At 60.5% G+C, this 16504-nt stretch carries 19 protein-coding genes; 10 read left to right on the top strand and 9 right to left on the bottom strand.

What is annotated here, in order from left to right:
• The first annotated feature begins 18 nt into the window (after positions 1-18).
• Genes ACNO7C_RS09950 through ACNO7C_RS09935 form a run of 4 tightly spaced genes read left to right on the top strand, consistent with a single transcriptional unit; the run spans position 19 to position 4091 of the window.
• Positions 19-1068: an IMP dehydrogenase gene (locus ACNO7C_RS09950; protein ID WP_460024927.1), complete on the top strand. Its 1050-nt coding sequence runs from the start codon at positions 19-21 to the stop codon at positions 1066-1068.
• Positions 1068-2162 carry an amidohydrolase family protein gene (locus ACNO7C_RS09945; RefSeq protein ID WP_460024926.1) on the top strand — a complete coding sequence of 365 codons (1095 nt, stop codon included), beginning with the start codon at positions 1068-1070 and terminating at the stop codon, positions 2160-2162. Before ACNO7C_RS09950 ends, ACNO7C_RS09945 begins: the two co-directional genes overlap by 1 nt.
• On the top strand, positions 2152-3714 hold the full coding sequence (gene guaA, locus ACNO7C_RS09940; RefSeq protein WP_460024925.1) for a glutamine-hydrolyzing GMP synthase: 1563 nt from the start codon (positions 2152-2154) through the stop codon (positions 3712-3714). Before ACNO7C_RS09945 ends, guaA begins: the two co-directional genes overlap by 11 nt.
• A gap of 56 nt (positions 3715-3770) precedes the next feature.
• Entirely contained in the window at positions 3771-4091 is a 321-nt protein-coding gene (locus tag ACNO7C_RS09935; RefSeq protein ID WP_460024924.1) for a DUF134 domain-containing protein, read from the top strand.
• 165 nt (positions 4092-4256) lie between these two features.
• On the opposite strand, the gene ACNO7C_RS09930 is transcribed toward ACNO7C_RS09935, so the two are convergent.
• The gene (locus tag ACNO7C_RS09930) at positions 4257-5720 is read right to left on the bottom strand and encodes a zinc ribbon domain-containing protein (protein WP_460024923.1); all 1464 of its coding nucleotides are present in this window, start codon (positions 5718-5720) and stop codon (positions 4257-4259) included.
• 206 nt (positions 5721-5926) lie between these two features.
• Here ACNO7C_RS09930 and ACNO7C_RS09925 point away from each other — a divergent pair, with 206 nt between their 5' ends.
• Together ACNO7C_RS09925 and ACNO7C_RS09920 are read left to right on the top strand one after the other, a co-directional pair.
• Positions 5927-6082, top strand: coding sequence for a hypothetical protein (locus tag ACNO7C_RS09925; RefSeq protein ID WP_460024922.1), 156 nt, complete (start codon positions 5927-5929; stop codon positions 6080-6082).
• Between the two features lie 35 nt (positions 6083-6117).
• Positions 6118-6327, top strand: a complete 210-nt coding sequence (locus ACNO7C_RS09920; protein ID WP_460024921.1) for a hypothetical protein — start codon at positions 6118-6120, stop codon at positions 6325-6327.
• On the opposite strand, the gene ACNO7C_RS09915 is transcribed toward ACNO7C_RS09920, so the two are convergent.
• The 8 genes from ACNO7C_RS09915 to ACNO7C_RS09880 all read right to left on the bottom strand — a co-directional run bounded on the left by ACNO7C_RS09915 (position 6308) and on the right by ACNO7C_RS09880 (position 12681).
• Positions 6308-6766, bottom strand: coding sequence for a hypothetical protein (locus ACNO7C_RS09915; RefSeq protein ID WP_460024920.1), 459 nt, complete (start codon positions 6764-6766; stop codon positions 6308-6310). The genes ACNO7C_RS09920 and ACNO7C_RS09915 overlap by 20 nt on opposite strands.
• Positions 6767-6838: 72 nt before the next feature.
• A complete protein-coding gene (locus ACNO7C_RS09910) occupies positions 6839-8356 on the bottom strand; it encodes a B12-binding domain-containing radical SAM protein (RefSeq protein ID WP_460025933.1) in 1518 nt (505 codons plus the stop codon).
• Between the two features lie 25 nt (positions 8357-8381).
• A complete protein-coding gene (locus ACNO7C_RS09905) occupies positions 8382-8576 on the bottom strand; it encodes a hypothetical protein (RefSeq protein WP_318536845.1) in 195 nt (64 codons plus the stop codon).
• Positions 8548-9003, bottom strand: coding sequence for a MarR family transcriptional regulator (locus ACNO7C_RS09900; protein WP_318536844.1), 456 nt, complete (start codon positions 9001-9003; stop codon positions 8548-8550). Before ACNO7C_RS09900 ends, ACNO7C_RS09905 begins: the two co-directional genes overlap by 29 nt.
• A gap of 62 nt (positions 9004-9065) precedes the next feature.
• The gene (locus ACNO7C_RS09895) at positions 9066-9896 is read right to left on the bottom strand and encodes an MBL fold metallo-hydrolase (RefSeq protein WP_460024919.1); all 831 of its coding nucleotides are present in this window, start codon (positions 9894-9896) and stop codon (positions 9066-9068) included.
• Between the two features lie 27 nt (positions 9897-9923).
• Positions 9924-10700 carry a biotin--[acetyl-CoA-carboxylase] ligase gene (locus tag ACNO7C_RS09890; RefSeq protein ID WP_318536842.1) on the bottom strand — a complete coding sequence of 259 codons (777 nt, stop codon included), beginning with the start codon at positions 10698-10700 and terminating at the stop codon, positions 9924-9926.
• Positions 10701-10749: 49 nt separating this feature from the next.
• On the bottom strand, positions 10750-11676 hold the full coding sequence (locus ACNO7C_RS09885; protein WP_460024918.1) for an NAD-dependent epimerase/dehydratase family protein: 927 nt from the start codon (positions 11674-11676) through the stop codon (positions 10750-10752).
• Between the two features lie 228 nt (positions 11677-11904).
• The gene (locus ACNO7C_RS09880) at positions 11905-12681 is read right to left on the bottom strand and encodes a KaiC domain-containing protein (RefSeq protein ID WP_318536840.1); all 777 of its coding nucleotides are present in this window, start codon (positions 12679-12681) and stop codon (positions 11905-11907) included.
• Between the two features lie 122 nt (positions 12682-12803).
• Between ACNO7C_RS09880 and pstS the strand changes: the two genes are divergently transcribed.
• From pstS to ACNO7C_RS09860, 4 genes are all read left to right on the top strand, one after another.
• Positions 12804-13916: a phosphate ABC transporter substrate-binding protein PstS gene (gene pstS, locus ACNO7C_RS09875; protein ID WP_460024917.1), complete on the top strand. Its 1113-nt coding sequence runs from the start codon at positions 12804-12806 to the stop codon at positions 13914-13916.
• A gap of 81 nt (positions 13917-13997) precedes the next feature.
• The gene (locus ACNO7C_RS09870; RefSeq protein WP_460024916.1) at positions 13998-14870 is read left to right on the top strand and encodes a PstC family ABC transporter permease; all 873 of its coding nucleotides are present in this window, start codon (positions 13998-14000) and stop codon (positions 14868-14870) included.
• On the top strand, positions 14867-15706 hold the full coding sequence (locus ACNO7C_RS09865) for a PstA family ABC transporter permease (protein ID WP_318536838.1): 840 nt from the start codon (positions 14867-14869) through the stop codon (positions 15704-15706). The genes ACNO7C_RS09870 and ACNO7C_RS09865 overlap by 4 nt, the downstream gene beginning before the upstream one ends.
• Positions 15706-16491 carry a phosphate ABC transporter ATP-binding protein gene (locus tag ACNO7C_RS09860; protein ID WP_460024915.1) on the top strand — a complete coding sequence of 262 codons (786 nt, stop codon included), beginning with the start codon at positions 15706-15708 and terminating at the stop codon, positions 16489-16491. The genes ACNO7C_RS09865 and ACNO7C_RS09860 overlap by 1 nt, the downstream gene beginning before the upstream one ends.
• The last annotated feature ends 13 nt before the right edge of the window (positions 16492-16504 follow it).

Here is a 16504-nt window from a genome sequence, read left to right as displayed (position 1 = left end):
GCGCCGCGTAGCTTTGATATGGGGTCGTTCCTAGAGAAGCTAAGGAGCTCTGAGCTCGCGCTGAGCTTCGACGACGTCCTGATACTTCCCAGGTACTCAGACGTGAGGATAGAGGAGGTCGACATCTCCACGCGGCTGAGCCCCCGCCTGACGCTTAAAATACCAATCGTGAGCTCTCCCATGGACACCGTCACGGGCAGAGAGATGGTCCACGCGCTTGGAAAGCTCGGCGGCTTGGGCGTTCTTCCCAGAAACATGCCCCTGGACGAAGCGATAGCAGTCGTGCGTGAGGCAGTCGAGGCGAAAATCCCGGTCGGCGTGGCTGTGGGGCCTTTCGACGATGAGAGAGTGAGCAAGCTCGTTAGTGCCGGGGCCTCTCTAATCGTAATTGACACGGCGCATGGTCACAGCAAGAACGTTATCGAGGCGACGAAGAGGTTTGCCTCGATGGGGGCTGAGGTGATGGCCGGGAACATCGTCACGGGGGAGGCGGCTGAGGCTTTGATCGCAGCCGGTGCGTCCTCGCTCAGGGTCGGCGTGGGGCCTGGACACGCCTGCACCACGCGCGAAGTCGCGGGCGTCGGGTGCCCCCAGCTAACTGCTGTGGCCGCTGTGGCGGACACTGCGAGAAGCTACGGCGTATCAGTGGTTGCGGACGGCGGTATCGAGAAGCCAGCCGACGCAGTTAAGGCGCTGGCCGCTGGAGCCGACGCGGTAATGCTGGGGTACCTGCTGGCGGGTACCGATGAGGCCCCTGGCGCACTCGTCTTGCGCGATGGAAGGTGCTTTAAAGTCTACCGCGGGATGGGTAGCCGGGGGGCTCTGGCTAGTGGGTCCGCGCGGTACGGGGAATTCAAGAGGGTGCCTGAGGGGGTTGAGGGGCTCGTTGAGTGTCGTGGTAGCGTTTCAAAGGTGGTTGAGTGGATTGTGGGCGGAATAAAGCAGGGGATGGGCTACGTCGGGGCTAGGAGCCTGGCGGAGCTGAGGGAGAAGAGCGTCTTCGTTAGGCTAACCGGAGCCGGCGTGAGGGAGAGCGGGCCCAGGGGGCTTTACGAGGTGAGGTACTGATGGGCGTTATCGAAATAGGGGAGCTTCTGGACCACGGCGTGGTCAGGAGAAGGGTTAAGATCCGCTATGAGGGGTCTGAGGACTTTTACTTCGAGAGCGCCGTGTCCCCGGGTCTCGCCGACGCCCACGCGCACCCGCAAGTCGTGGACGTCGGCGAGCGGAGGATGTGGAGACACTCTTACGAGTGGCTTGAAGGGAGGAGGCTGAGGGTCGACGAGGCGGGCTTGAGGAGGGACAAGGAGCTTTCGTCCATGCTGGCTAAGGCGACGATACTGCGGTCTCTCGTAGACGGCGTTACTCTCCTCGCACTGACCGGCAGCCTTGAGGGGAATGTCTCCGCGCTACTCACCCTACCTGTTTCACCGCGCGTCGTGCTGCTCCCTACGGTTATGGAGGCAGAGGGGTGGAGCACGCCTGAGCGCGTCTTCGCGGAGTACGTGCGCAACCTAGCGAAGTGGGATGGCTTCTTTAACATGGGGTTCTTCGTGCACTCTCTCAGGAAAGCCGGGCAGTCCTACCTGTTGGCATCCTACAAGACCGCGTCTAAGCTCGGCGTGCCCTTCGCCCTACACCTCTCCGAGGGCATCGACGAGAGCGAGACACTCGTCGAGCTTCTAGGGGATGCTCCGAGGAACGTCATAGCGGTGCACTGCATCGAGGGAGCTGAGAAGTGCAAGCGGATGGGGCTCAGGGTTGTCCACTGCCCGACCTCAAACCTCTACCTCTACGGCAGAACCCTGCGGGGGCTTGAGTTCTTCGACTCGCTTGGGAGCGACTGGCCTCTAGTCACGGGCACAGTGCTCCGCACCTACAGGGATGCCGTCGCGGTGCACGGCCCGAGCGTACGCCTCCTTGAGAAAGCGACTGTGGGAGGATACGCGGTTTTCGGCATGAGGGGCTCGGGCGACCTCGTAGCCTTCGACCGGAGCCTCGAGAAAGTCATCGCTGGGGAGGCTGAGGCTAGGGCTGTCTTCATCGATGGCAAACTCGTGATGGATGAGGGCACTGTTGTTCAGATGGGCCTGGGCAAAAGGGACGTTGAAAGGTTTAAAGAGGAGGCTGTGAGGCTGGCGTTCGAGAAGTATGGAGTCTAGGCGGAGCGTGTTAGTATTCGACTTCGGCGGGCAGTACACCCACCTCATCGCCAGGAGGGTTAGGGAGCTGAACTTCTACTCCGTTCTTGTGCCTCACAGCGTTTCCCTCGAGGAGTTTCTGCGCTTGAACCCGACCGCCGTCATATTCTCGGGCGGGCCTTCTAGCATATACGTCGAGAACAGTCCTAAGCCAGAAGTAGAGGTGTTCAACTACATTGTTCGAAGCAGGATACCCTTACTAGGGATATGCTACGGGCACCAGCTCATCGCCAGCTTGCTCGGCGGGCGCGTTTCGCGTAAGGAGAAGGCCGAGTACGGCCTTAGTGTTCTAAGGGTCTTAAGGGACGACCCTCTCTTCAGCGGAACCCCTGAGACACAGGTTGTGTGGATGTCTCACCGGGACGCTGTCGATTGGCTCCCAGAGGAGTTCGTGACCCTGGCCTCCACAGAGTACTCTGAGGTGGCGGCTTTCAGGCACAGATCGCTGCCCATCTACGGCGTCCAGTTCCACCCGGAGGTCCGGCACACCGAGTATGGGAGAGCGATCCTCGAGAACTTCCTGAAAAGGGTGGCTGGGCTAGAGCCCAACTGGTTCGTCGAGGACGTGGCCGCTGAGGTGATCTCGCGCCTGAAAAAGGAGCTTCGTGGGAAGGCCCTGACGGCCGTAAGCGGGGGCGTCGACTCCTTGACAGCCGCTGTTATGGTGCAGAAGGCTGTGGGCAGCGATAACATCTACGTGATCCACGTTAACACGGGGCTGCTCCGCGAGGGGGAGAGCGAGAGAACACTCGAGGTTTTGAGGAGGATGGGGTTCAAGAACTTGTTTTACGTGGACGCGAGCAGCCTTTTCCTCGACCGGCTGAGGGGTGTGACAGACCCAGAGGAGAAGAGGAGGGTGGTCGCTAAGACCTTTGCAGACGTCTTCGCGGAGAAGGCTCTTGAGCTGAACAGGGAGGTCGGCGGGTTCAGGTACCTGGTTCAAGGCACCATTTACCCTGACAGGGTTGAGAGCGGTGCGACGGGGAAGGCTACCGCGAAGATAAAGAGCCACCACAACGTCGTCATGGAGGCTATCCCGGGGCTGGAGATAGTCGAGCCGCTGGCGGAGTTCTACAAGGACGAGGTTAGGAGGATCGCGAGGAGCCTAGGACTGCCGGAGGAGGTCATCACCCAGCACCCCTTCCCGGGTCCCGGCCTCGCAGTCAGGATTGTGGGGGAGGTCACGGAGGAGAAGCTGAGGATACTCCGCAAGGCGACGGGGATCGTTGAGGAGGAGTTCAGGAAGGCGGGCCTGTACGAGAAGGTGTGGCAGGCATTCCCTGTGCTGCTCTCGGTCAAGACGGTTGGAGTTAAGGGCGATGAGAGGAGCTACGAGTATGCTTTAGCCCTCAGGGTTGTTGAAAGCGAGGACGCCATGACGGCGAGCTTCGCGAAGTTGCCATGGGACTTCCTCGAGAGGCTTGCCGAGAGGCTGGTGAACGAGGTCGAGGGGGTGAATAGGGTCCTCTACGACGTCACCCACAAGCCGCCGGCAACGATCGAGTTCGAGTGAGGGCTGAAGCGAACGCTTTATGTAGTTATTTATGTAATTCGAGAGGCAGAGGGCCTGTGCATGGACCACCGTGGATCTGGAGGAGGGGTTGCCGGAGGGGCAGGCCGCCGAAAAGCAGGTGGATCTGGGGGCCAGTCCCAAAGCTCACCTTCATACCCGTTGACGAGAACGGAGTGGAGGTACGGGGGGAGCCCATCGTGCTCACGCCGGATGAGGTGGAGGCTCTCCGGCTCGTGTACTTGGAGGACCTCACCCAGGATGAAGCTGCGGTGAAAATGGGGGTTTCGCGTGGAACACTCTGGCGGATCGTCGAGGCTGCCAGGAAGAAGCTGGTTCAGGCCTTAGTCGAGGGGAGGCCGATTATCGTTACACCGTAGGGAAATCAGACTTGTCACCATTCTTCACCTTTTCGGCCGCGCCTGGCACATTTACCCCTTCACTGATCCGGGGCCCCCTTTAAGGGTTTTCATGGGCTCCGCGCCTTCGGCCAACCCCGCCAGCTTGGGCTGTGCGGCGGGGCCCTGCCTCGGCGCCTCTTCGCCTCATCGCGCCGCGCGCGGCACCCGGCGGGCGGCCGTGTGGCCGTGCCGGGAACTGAGGCCTGCTGGCCTTTCTCTGGTGCCGTGGGTCGAGGCTCTGGGGTGCTGGCTGAGCCACGCGCTCAGAGCCTGGAGGTGCTTTTCTGCTCTGCATGCTTTTAGGAAGAACTTCGCGGCGTTGTAGCTTGCTGCCCAGTCCCTGGTCCACTCCAAGCCACATTTAGGGCAACGGTAGTAGCGCTTCCTCAGCTCTACTCCCCGCGAGCCGCAGAGGGGGCACTGCTTCCCGCTGACGTTGTTCTCCGGCTGGAACCACTTGGCGCCCTCGTACCAGGCCATGTTCTCAAGCCTCTCCGCCACTCTGAGCAGCGTTCTCTGTAGCTTCGTTCCCCTCAGGGACTCGGCCCGGGGCACATCCGCAACGAGTACGACGGTGTAGCCCCAGTCCCGCAGCTTTCTCACAAGCTCTCTCAGCTCCCTGAGCACGCCCCTGACCCAGTCGTTGTTGAGCTTCCTCACTTTCCTCGACGCCTGCCCCGCTACTCTCTCAGCCCTCTCCGGCGTTAGGTTCATCTTCACTCTCAGCCTCTCGGCGAGCCTCAGTGCCTTCTCCACAGCGGAGCCTCTCCCTTCTCTCTGCAGCCTCCTGACGTTCCTCCTCAGCTTGAACCTCTCTACGGCTCGCTCCCAGCTCTTAACCTCGGAGTAGCTGGTCATGATTGCTGCCAGGAGCCGTAGCATTGTGGTGTTGGGAGGCTTAAAGACGCGCTGAGCTACCAGCTTGGCTTCGCTGTCGAAGGCGAAGACCATCAGGTAGAGCCCGTGCGAGCTGTTCACGTCCACCGCTATGACAGCCAGCCTGCCCTCTCCGTCCCACCACGCCTGCTTCACCTTGCGGTGAGCCACCAGCCTCAGCCTACCCTTTGCGGTGAGCTGCAGCGTCAGCTTAACGTCCTCGAAGCACTGTATGTCCTCAAGCACTGCTCTGATCAAGGACGGCTTCAGCCTTATTGCAACGCCTGCGCTACTAATGCGTAGCCTGCCCCTGGAGGCGTCAAGCACCGCAACGGCAGCGGTGTTGCCGTGGAGCACCTCGCCGTCCTTGACCACCTTGACGATCAGCGGCACCGGCGGCGGAGTGAACCTGCTGCGAAGCTTCGACTTCTCCCTAGCCTCCGCGAGTATCTTGCACCACTCCGCGGCGTACCAGAACAGCCCCTTCGGTAGCCCAGACGTCTTTGAGGCCTCTTCTATCAGCTCTCTGCCGAACCTCTCCGGCTTCTTTCTGAACGCGTCGCCGTACATCCTCTCGAGCTCCTCGCTGGCCCGCTCAACGGCAAGGGTGATGTCGGAGTAGAGCTTTCGGAGCCGAAGCCTCAGCTCCCTGCTCGCCTTTACCTCCCAGACCCTGTAGGCGTCAATCGGCTCCTTGCGCTTCCCGCCATCCTCACCATTCCCTCTGCTCACGCTCCCACCTCCAGGGAGCCTGGCTCGCTGCGCCCCGAGCCCTCCCTGCGCTTCAGCCCCACACTCCACTGCGCTACGCGGCCTTATATCCCTGCGCCGAAAATAAACGCCGAAAGTGAAAACGCATGAAACAAGGAAGTAGTTATGCTGGCTCAGTGCGGCTGTAACCGTTTCTCTCACTGAGAAGGCTCTCTGGGTGCTCTCGTTTGAGGGCTAGGAGGGAGGAGGGCAGGCTGGCTTTGGCGCTGGTGAGGTGCGCCTTCTACGGCTACTGCGGTGACAGGGTAGTCGAGGAGCGCGGGGACCTCCTGGAGGCTCTAGGCGAGCTCCACTCCTCTTTCCCGGATAAGCCTGCTAAGTGATTCTACAGGGCCACGTACAGGCTTTGGCTGGGAGGATGGAGAAAGTTAGCGTGGAGCACTGGCTCGTGAAGGGGCTGCCCGAGTTGGGCGACACCTACCCCTGGTACAACGTCTGGATAAGCGATGGAAAATATAGGTGCGACTGCCTCTTCAGGGCCTACGGCTACGTGAGGAGGGCGAGGATATACACGCACATAGCGACGGTCATGCTACACCCGAGGCAGCTCAGGCTCTGCGCCAAATGAGCCTCAAGGCGGCCTCGCCGCACATCAGCTCCTCAGGGCTGTAGCCGAGCAGCAAGAGGAGGCCGCAGGCACGCTCCGCCAGGTAGACGTAGCGCGTGTCGCCGACCACAACTTCTTTGACGAAGCCCGCTGAGCGGAGCCTCTCCAGCGCCGAGGCGATGTACCTCGAATTCCTTGTGCCGAAGGCTTTGGTGACGGGTCTCGGCTGCCTTAGGCGCCACAGCGTCCTTACAAGGCCGGTAAGCTCGAGCCACTCGCGACGCAGCCCCAGACCTCCCTGTCTACTTCGACCATCACAGCAACGGGCGGGGATAGGGTTATAAGCGCTCACACATGCTGTGCCGGCTAAGAGCCTGAGCTTTGCAAGCGGTGATCGAAAATCTCTGCTCCCAGCCCTCTCAAACTCCACCGGAAGCGAGGGAAGATGCAGGTCGAACACGGGAAGAAACTAGGGAAAAATTTAAAAAGCGCCATTGCTATCATCATCTGAGGAAGAATAGCGGGAAAGGAGTTATAAATTTGCTACTTTAGCTTCAGCGACCTGCCCCTGCGCGAGAAGGGCTGAGGGACCTGCTTCGCGCATTATTCTTTCGATCTCCCTGGTCTTTGACTTCACGTAGAGCAGGAACGCTTCGAAGAGCAGTCTCAACGGCAGGTGCTTCGGCGACCTGAGGTACATCTTGAAGGCTATGTCCTCACCCCAATGCAGGGAGTGCTGAAGCGCGCGCCACATCACTTCGACATGGGCTTCTGTGATCCTCTCCCTGATGAAGCCCTGCTGGTCCTTGAAGTAGCCCATGGGCACGAAGAACATGGGCACTACGAGGCTCCTGTAGCCCTTTATTTTGTCAAGGAGCTCGGCTGTCTCCATGAGGTCATCCTCGGTCTCGCCAGGCACGCCGAGGATCAGCGTGAGCGCTGGGACAATGCGGTGGTCGTGCATTATCGCCAGCGCGTCCTCCACCACCTCGTGCCACCTGTCGAGCGGGTAGGGGGCGGCTTTCCCTGGCATTATGATCCTGGCGAGCCTCCTGGAGCCCGTCTCGAGGCCAACTTGCACGCCGAGCCAGTCCTGGTAGTCGTCGTAGATGATATCTGTTAGCTTCGATATCAGCCTGTACTTCTCCTCCGCGTACTTCACTCCAGCCAGCGTCACGTGGCTCCACGCCATCGCCCTGTAGTACCTTTTTACGAGGCTGTGAAGCTTTAGGAGCGCATCCGGGTTTGGTTCGATGCCCCTAGCGCCGTAGAGGAGGATGTCCTCAGAGTGAATGACCCCGGACCTTATGCCTGCCTTCACGTTGACCTGTAGCTCCCTCTCTATCTTCTCCAGCGGGTAGTACCTCACTGGCCTCAGGGTCACGGGGCAGAACCTGCACCTCCTGGGGCACCCCCTCATCACCTCAACTAGACCGTTGATGCTCGCGCCTCTAATCTCGGGTATCTCGTCGAGGCTGGGGGCGTCCTCTGGGCCGACGTAAACGTAGGCCGGGAGCTCCTCGCCTTCCAGCGCCTTGCGCACGATATCGCCTATAACCCTCTCAGCCTCAACGTCGATAACTGTGTCCACGCCGAACTCCCTCCAGTACTCGGTCCTCCAGAGCCACTGCCAAGCCGCCGGCCCGCCTGCTATGATCTTAAGCCCCCTGCTCTTAGCCTCTCGTATGCTTGGCCTGCGCATGAGCCTCTTGAAGCTCCTGCTGTTCACAGGCTCCTGCCCGGTTATTGCCCACCACTCGACGCTGGGGGAGTTCATGGCGAAGTAGTCGTGGTGCCCCACCATGAGCACTTTCGCGCTCTTCAGGTAGCGGTCGATGTAGTCCGGGTCCACTACGGCCGCGTTGAAGCCCTCCTCCAGGAGCTTCGCCTCAACCTTCCGCAGACCGTAGGGCGCCTCCAGCGGCCTACCGAACTTGTCGACCTTTGGCCTCGGAGCGCTGAGCCACATCCAAGCCCACTCCGGCAACCCGACGGGGGGAGCGGTCGTGAAGAAGCCGATGAACTCCTTCCTGTGGTGGTTCGTCATCATGGAGCGGTCGGTGGTTATTACGACGTCAAGCACTCCTAACCACCCTCACCTCAACCGTGAAGGGTATGATTTCGCCCAGCGCCTCCCTCACGACCTCGGCGGCCTCTGCAGGGCTTTGGGCGACTACCTCGAGCACAAGCCTTTTAGCCCTGTTCTTGATGGCCGCGTTGACCGCCTCTACCGCCTCGCTCTTAGATGCTACTCTCACTCTTACCTCCATGGAGACCAGCCTCGAGTGAGCGTATAGCTTTAAAGAGCTCCGAGTCGAGGAGCGCAACGCGCTCCCCGAGCTCTGGGGCGCGAGCCGATATCTCCCTGAGCCTCTCCCTGGCTGTCTTAAGCATCCTTATATGCGCCTCAGCCACAAGCCTCCCGAGCGGGATCGAGGGAGCGTAGAAGTTCCTCCGCCCGCTTCTAAACCTGTGGACCAGCCTGTGGCTCTCGAGGACGCGTAGAGCCGCCGAAACCGCTGACTTGCTGTAGCCTGTGACGCGCTGGATCTCGACGCAGTCGAGGGGCTTCCCCAAGGTGTAGAGCAGAGCGAGAACCATGGCGCTCGACTTAGGCAGGTTGAGGGGTGAAAACGCCCCCGACAGCACGGACAAGGCCTCATGGAGAACACCACCCGGTAGATCAACGGGAATCATAGCTTTCCACAGAGATCTGGAAAAACTGTAAATCCAAAACATTTGCTTAGTAACTTAAGTTATTAATGATCGACCTCGAGCATGAAGCCCACCCGCAGCTCCTCCCCCTGGAACGCCTCCAGCAGCCTCGTCGCCGCCACGCGCCCGGTGCAGTGACCCGGGTAAACTCTGACAACGCCCAGCTCGCGTAGCTTTTCCTCGACGACCCTGAGGTAGTCTAATGGCTTCCCCGCGAGGTGGAAGCCGCCGAGAACTGCTGTCACCGGCTTACCCAGAGCCTTCTCGGCGTGCAGAGTAACGTTTACCAAGCCGCTGTGGCCGCACCCCGTCGCCACCAGCAGCTCCTCACCGAGATCCACCGCCAACGCCGTGTCATCGGTGAAGGTGTGGGGCGCGAGCCTACCGCCTTCCAGCACGTAGGTGTCAGGGAGGTGGCTGGTCAGCTCCGGGTAGTACCTGGGAACCTCCCCAAGGAAGAATACGCCCGGCGACACTTCCAGGACCCCCTTCTCAAGCATCAGGCTGAAGTGCTCCTCCAGGAAGCTCTGAGAGTAGGGGATGCCGATGTACCTCCTCGAGCCCTCCTCGAGCTTTACTGCGGGCTTTAACGCGAGCGGGTGTGCTACCAGGAGCGGTTTTGTCTTCAGCACACGGGTTAAAGCGTAGATGCCGCCTGTGTGGTCGTAGTGCCCGTGCGAGAGCACCACGGCGGTGAGGCGCGCCAGGTCTGCTCCGAGTTGCTGCGCGTTTAGCAGGAGAGGCATTCCGGTCTGCCCCGTGTCGAGGAGAACTAGGTTGCCCTTGTAGTACACGAGCATCGAGAAGCCGTGCTCCGCGAGCAGGCCCCTGCTTCCGAAGGCGGAGTCGTCCACGAGAACCGTTATCTTCAGCATTGTGCCTGTATCGGTTCCATCGGATTTCTACTTTGCGTCATGGAAGAGGTGCTCGACGTCCCCCGCCTCCAGCACCACCACTCTCTCGTCCTCGGTTTTCACGATTAAGCGCCCGAGGCTGTCGACATCGACAGCATAGCCCTTCACCTCCCCTCCTCCAGGCAACGCCACCCTGACTCTTCGCCCGATGGTAGCGGACAGCGCCCTCACCTCACTGATGATGCCTTCGCTCCGCGCCTCAGCTAGGAAGCCAAGATACCCTCTGAGCTCCCGTAGGATCTCCACGAGTAGTGCTTGAGGGTCAAAGGCCTTACCAGTCTCCTCGAGGAGGGTGGTAGCGGTCGCGCGCAGCTCGCTGGGCAACGGGTTGCTGACGTTGACCCCCACACCCAGGAGTAGCTCAAGCCCCTCCCCGAGCTGGGATGCCTCGAGAAGCACACCGGCCACCTTCTTTCCCCCCACGAGAACGTCGTTGGGCCACTTAATCCTGGCCTCAACCCCTGCGAGCTTCGTTAAGGCCTTCGCTACTGAGAGGCCCCCAGCAAGCGCCAGGAGCCAGGGGTTCTCTAGTCGGAGGGGTCCTAGCGCCAGGGTGAACCAGAGGCCCCCTCTGGGAGCGTACCACTTTCTCCCGAGCCTGCCGCGCGCGTTCAGGATTTCCTCGCAGATCACGAGGCAGGGGGTGCCCGGGCGGTGAAGGCCGCGCGCGAGGTCCTGCGAGGAGGCGGAGCAAGTCTCGAAGCGGTGTACTTCGAGGCCTGGCCACACCGACGGAAGATCCTCAAAGGTAGGTTTCCCGCCCATACGTGCTTGTGGAAGAGGTGCGAGGGGTCACTTGAACGTTTTCGCGCGGCTACCATTGCTTTGCTCTGGCCAGGAGTATCAGGTCTCTCAGGCCATCCTCTAGCCCTATTTTCGGTTCGAAGCCGAGCGTTTTCCGCGCCTTGCTGATGTCGGCGTAGCTGTGCTTGATGTCTCCCGGCCTGGGCGGCTGGTACTCGACGCCGCAATCGGGGCAAGCCAGCTTCCTGACCAGGAGGGCTAGCTCGTTGATCGTGGTCGGCTTACCGCTAGCTATGTTGAAAACCTCACCCGACGCCCCCTTCTCGAGAACCAGCTCCACAGCCCTGGCCACGTCTGTCACGTGCACGAAGTCCCGTGTCTGGGTCCCGTCCCCGTATATGGTGAGCTTTTCGCCCGCTAGCGCTCTTTCGATAAACCTGGTTACCACTCCAGCGTAGCTGCTGGTCTGGCCGGGGCCGTAAACGTTGAAGAGCCTAAAGATGGTGTACTTCAGACCCTGCCCGCGGTAGAGCTCGAGTATTTGCTCGCCGAACAGCTTGCTCAGCCCGTAAGGTGAGAGGGGCTTAGTGGAGTGGCTCTCGTCGATGGGTAGGCGCTGCGGCTCGCCGTACACAGAGGCCGAGCTGAAGTAGAGCAAGGGCACGCCCGATTCGAGGCATGCCCTAGCTACCGATAACGCTCCGAGGACGTTGTTCTCCATGTATAGCTCAGGTTTCTCGACAGACTCCTCCACGCTCACGTACGCCGCCGCGTGGACGACGAGGTCCGCGCCGCGCGCAACATCGGCCACGGCCGCCCTATTCCTCACATCCGCACGGATCACGGGCAGGCCCGCGCGCCTAAGCCTCTCGAGGGCGAGCGGTGAGGCTCTCTCGAGCGTGTCCACGAGAGTGACTGTGTGCCCCCTCTCTTTAAGGAAAAGCCCAAGGTTGTGCCCAATGAAGCCAGCGCCCCCGGTGATTACTACCGAGCCCACGCGAACGGTTGCCCGCAGAGCTATTTAAGCGACGCGCCCGATCCCAGCAGTGCATTACCAGAAGTAGCCTGTGCCGATTTCGGCTTGAGCTCGAAGTGGCTGGTGAGAGGGCTAGCGGAGACGGCGAACACTGACTCACAATTACCTCGCCAACCCGGTGGGAACAGGAGCATAGATTGAGCGCGGGAAAACTGAGAGGCGTAATAACTGCGGGGAGAGGGGTTTTTCTCACTCTTCCTCGCTTAAAACCTTCTTGATCCTCTTGGAGACGCTCTCAGGCAGGGCTTCGTCCTCCATCCTGCGCGACAGGGGGTTCAGCAGAACCAGGCCTTTGCCGTCGATTACGGCGATCTCCCAGGCTCGGAGGTCGTGGGGGGTTTGCCGCATCTTCTCGACAATGATGTACCTTGTGAGAACGCCGTTGATCACCCTGCGCTTGAAGTGTATGATGCCGTCGGCGATGTGCTCGAGGCCCCAGCCGAATGCGCCTCCCGTGGTTATGGCGTACTGGGACGTGGCGTAGACTGTGAGATCCCACTTGGCGAGGATCCTCTTCACCGTGTAGCTCTCCTCCCTTGCCTTCACAGGGGCCCTCAGCCAGAAGGCGCTCATCGAGTCAATCACCAGCCTTCTAGCCTTTGAGCCGAGCCTCTTCTTGGCCTCTATCACCTTGTCCAGCATCTCCTCGACGGTGACGAGGTTCAGGTTCCACTCGTCGCTGGTGCTCCGCATGAGCGCGTCGATTATTATGAGCCTGCCCTCACGGTAGGCTTTGTCGAAGTCCATCCCGAACTGGGATGCCTGCCTTATTATGCTCTCCCTGCTCTCCTCCGTCGTCACGTAGATCGCCTTCTCGCCGCGCAGGAGACCGGCGTTGACGAAGTGCAGGCAGGCGATCGTCTTCCCTGTTCCGGGCATGCCGACCAAGGCCACGAAGAAGCCCTCTGGTACACCGCCGGCAAGTATGTCGTCGAGCCCTTTGATGCCTGTGGAGAGCCTCTCCACGCTCTTCGAAGAAGAAGTTGGTACGCAGAGCTAAAAGGTTTCCGCCCCGTCGTTCCATATATATTTCTATGTAGATAGGGGGTAGATTTATATAGAGGTATTTAGTTGTAGGCACGACCAGCATGAAAAAACTGGTAGCAATCGGATCGGTCGTGCTGGCGGCAGTGGCCTTAGCGTTGCTCGGTCTGCTCCTCCGGCCCACCGTTACAAGCCAAACCGCGCAACCCAACTACCCTAGCGCAACGCTGTCGGGGAGCGGCGCGACCTTCCCGCAAGCCCAGATAAACGTCTGGGTCTCGGAGTTCAGCAAGAAGTACCCTACGATCAAGGTGGAGTACGCCGGCGGCGGTAGCGGCAAAGGCCAGTCAGACTTCATTCAGGGCGTCGTCGACTTCGCCTGTAGCGACGTCCCGCTAAAGACCGCTGACTGGGAGAAAGCCAGAAGCGCTTACGGCGCGGTGTACCAGATCCCGTGGGTTGCAGGGGGTGTGGCGTTCGTGTTCAACATCCCGGAGCTGGGCAACGCCACCCTGAGGCTTTCCCAGAGTGTACTGGTGAACGTGCTTCTCGGTAGGGTAGAGTACTGGGACGACCCGAGCATTGCCAGCCTCAACCCTGGATTAAAGCTACCACACCAGAAGATAATCTTCGTTCACAGGAGTGATGCCAGCGGAACGACCAACGTCGTGACGGCCTTCCTGTCAAAGGTATCCCAGGAGTGGAGGGAGCGGGTAGGAGCCGGTCTCACTGTTCAGTGGCCTCTAGACTCTGTAGGCAGGGGGGTTGGCGCGCAGGGCAACCAGGGCGTAGCGCAGACTGTTAGGAATACACCGTACTCGCTCGGTTACGTCGAGCTCGCGTACACGAAAAACCTCGGGGTGGTCGCGCTCGAAAACGCTCTCGGCGAGTACATTATTCCCACCCCTGAGTCTGTGGCGAAGGCGCTGGAAGGGGTGAGCGTGAAGCTGGATCCCGCCTCAGACGTGAGCAAGCTAAACCTCCTCGACCAAACGCTGAACGTGAAGGCGAGCGGCGCGTACCCAATAGTCTCCGTCAGCTACCTTATCGTGAAGAGCCCGAGCGCCTACCCTCGGGAGAAGGCTAAGGCGCTTTCGCTTTTCCTCGAGTGGGTTTTCACAGAGGGCCAGAGGTACATCGCCGAGGGCTATGCACCCGTAGCAGGCACCTTCCTCGAGGCAGGCAGGAGCGTCGCGAAGCTGCTCTCGGGTCAATAGACTATTAAAATAGCCTTCTTTCTATATACAGCTGAGGTTAAATTTATATTGATACATAGTTTTCAAACGCTGGGTGATGATTTGCACGTAGACAGCTTCATCAAGGTGTCGATCCCGTTCGTCGCCATCGTCCTACTCGCTTTAGCTGCCTTGGTAGCCACCCTGGCCGTAAACTCTGCCCCAGCGATACTCCGCTACGGCCTCAACCTTATCACAACTTCTGGGTGGTCGCCCAGTGAGGAAGTGTACGGCCTTCTACCAGCCCTGCTGGGAACCCTTTACGTCTCCGCCTTGGCCACGGGGCTGGTCGCGCTGATTGTACCCGGAGTTGTGGCCTTAGCTTGGGAGTATGCGCCGGCTAGCTTGCGGGGGTTACTGCGTGGCTTGATGTTCTACGGAACTGCGCTACCAACCGTCGTGTTCGGGTTGTGGGGGCTCGACTACGTGGCGCCGCTGTTGCGCAGTCTAAGAGTACCTGGGGTGTGCGAGAACGCTTCGCCGACAGGCCAGTCGATCCTTACTGGAGCCGTGGTGCTAGCCCTGATGAACGCGCCCTTCGCCTCCTTGATCCTCTACGAGGCGTACAGGTTCGTGCCATTCACTTACCGCGAGGCTCTATTCAGCCTGGGGGCCACAGGCTACGAGAGGTTCAGAGTCCTGTGGGGTCTCATTAAGGGAGCGTTCCTGGGCGCCCTCCTCCTCACGTTCGGCAAGAGCGTCGGCGAAACAACAGCCGTGAGCTTGGTAGTGGGTAACTCTTTCAATATACCCCTCTGCCCCCTCGAGCCGGGGATTACGGTTTCGAGCCTAATTGTGAACTACGTCACGGAGGCCTCTCTCTACAGCTACATGCTGAGCACCCTCTTCAGCGCCGCTCTAGTAATGCTCCTGGTAAACGCGCTGTTTGTGGCTGTTGGCCTCTGGCTTGCCAGGAAGGCTGGTGGTTGGCGATGAGGTTGAGGAGAGCCGTAGCCGACAGGGCTTTCCTCGTCTACTCGCTGGTTACAGCCGTTACCCTCCTCGCGGTAATCTTACACATAGCGTTTTCCTCGATCCTGAGCCTGGCGCGCGTCCTAGTGGCCGAGGGTTTAGGGTTTTTCGTCCTGCCTCCAGGCGAGCCCGGAGGGAGTGTCGGGGGACTTGGCCCCGTGATCCTGAACACGGCGATTATGACGGCTCTAGCCCTAGCCTTTTCCGCACCCGTCGGGGTGGCTGTGGGGGTGTACCTCGGCGAGGAGAGGATGTCGAGGCTCGCTAGCATTGCTTCCGCTACGGTGCAGATGCTCGCGGAGATCCCTACCGTGATTATCGGGCTCTTCGTTTTCGCAACTATCTGCTTGTCGCTGAAAAGCTACTCGCTACTCGCCGGCGCAGTCAGCCTGGCCATAACGGTTCTTCCCTTCGTAATCGAGCAGGTCAAGGAGGCTGTCACCTCGATACCGGAGGAGTACCGGGAGGCGGCCTACGCGCTCGACCTCCCCCGCTGGAAAACAGTCTGGCTCGTGCTCGTCCCCATGTGCAGGACCGGCATCGCCTCGGGCGTCCTGCTGGGCTACACGAAGGCTCTAGGCGAGACGGCGCCTGTTCTGCTCACCGCGGGCTTCGCGCTCTACGGCTTCTACGGCCTTACGGGGCCCTCAAGCACACTATCCCTGGTCGTCTACCGCTTCGCGATGATGCCCTACGAGAACCTCAGGTCGCTGGCGTGGGCCGCATCGGGTCTCCTCCTCATCGCCTCCGTCGCGCTTACGTACCTTGTTGGGAGGCTCGCGGGCGAGGTGAAGTTCTGATGAGCGGTGCCGCTGTAAGGTTTAGTAACGTGAACGTGTGGTACGGGGAATCCCGCATCCTGTGGAACGTGAACCTAGAGGTGCCCGAGAGGACGATCTTTGCCGTGATGGGGCCCTCTGGTTGCGGGAAGTCTACTCTCCTTCGGACTGTCAACAAGCTCGTGCTCTTGAGAGACGGAGCACGGGTCAGCGGCAAAGTAGAGGTAATGGGCCACGACGTGTACAACTCCACTAGCCCCGACACGCTGGCACGCCTGACCGGGATGGTCTTCCAGACCCCGAACCCCTTCCCACACCTCAGCATCTACAACAACGTCGTCATCGGCCCGAGGCTCCATGGCCTCGCTAGGGGAAGGGAGCTCGAGCGGCTCGTGAGGTGGGCTCTCGAGAGGGCAGCGCTGTGGGACGAGGTTAAGGATCGTCTCCGCGAGCCGGCTTCCAGGCTTAGCGGCGGGCAGCAGCAACGCCTGTGCATCGCAAGGGCCCTCGCGTTGAAGCCGAAGGTCCTTCTGCTGGACGAGCCCACCGCCAGCCTCGACCCCGTGAGCGCCGGTAAGGTGGAGGAGGTCGTGAAGGAGCTGAAAGAGGAGGTGACGGTGATCCTGGTCACGCACGACCCCGGTCAGGCGGAGAGGCTGGCAGACAGGGGGGTGGTGCTCTTCTCCGGTAGGATCGTCTGGGAGGGAGCTATAGGTAGCCACTACGCGGAGCACTACCGCAAGCTGATACACAAGCTAACCCTCGAAGCCCGGGAAGCGGCGCTTCGCGTTCCGGCCACCTCGTAGCAATCGCAGAGCG

Source organism: Infirmifilum tikiterense (assembly GCF_054696565.1).
The sequence above is the reverse complement of the archived record's forward strand: the minus strand, read 5'-3'. Positions and strand labels throughout refer to the sequence as shown.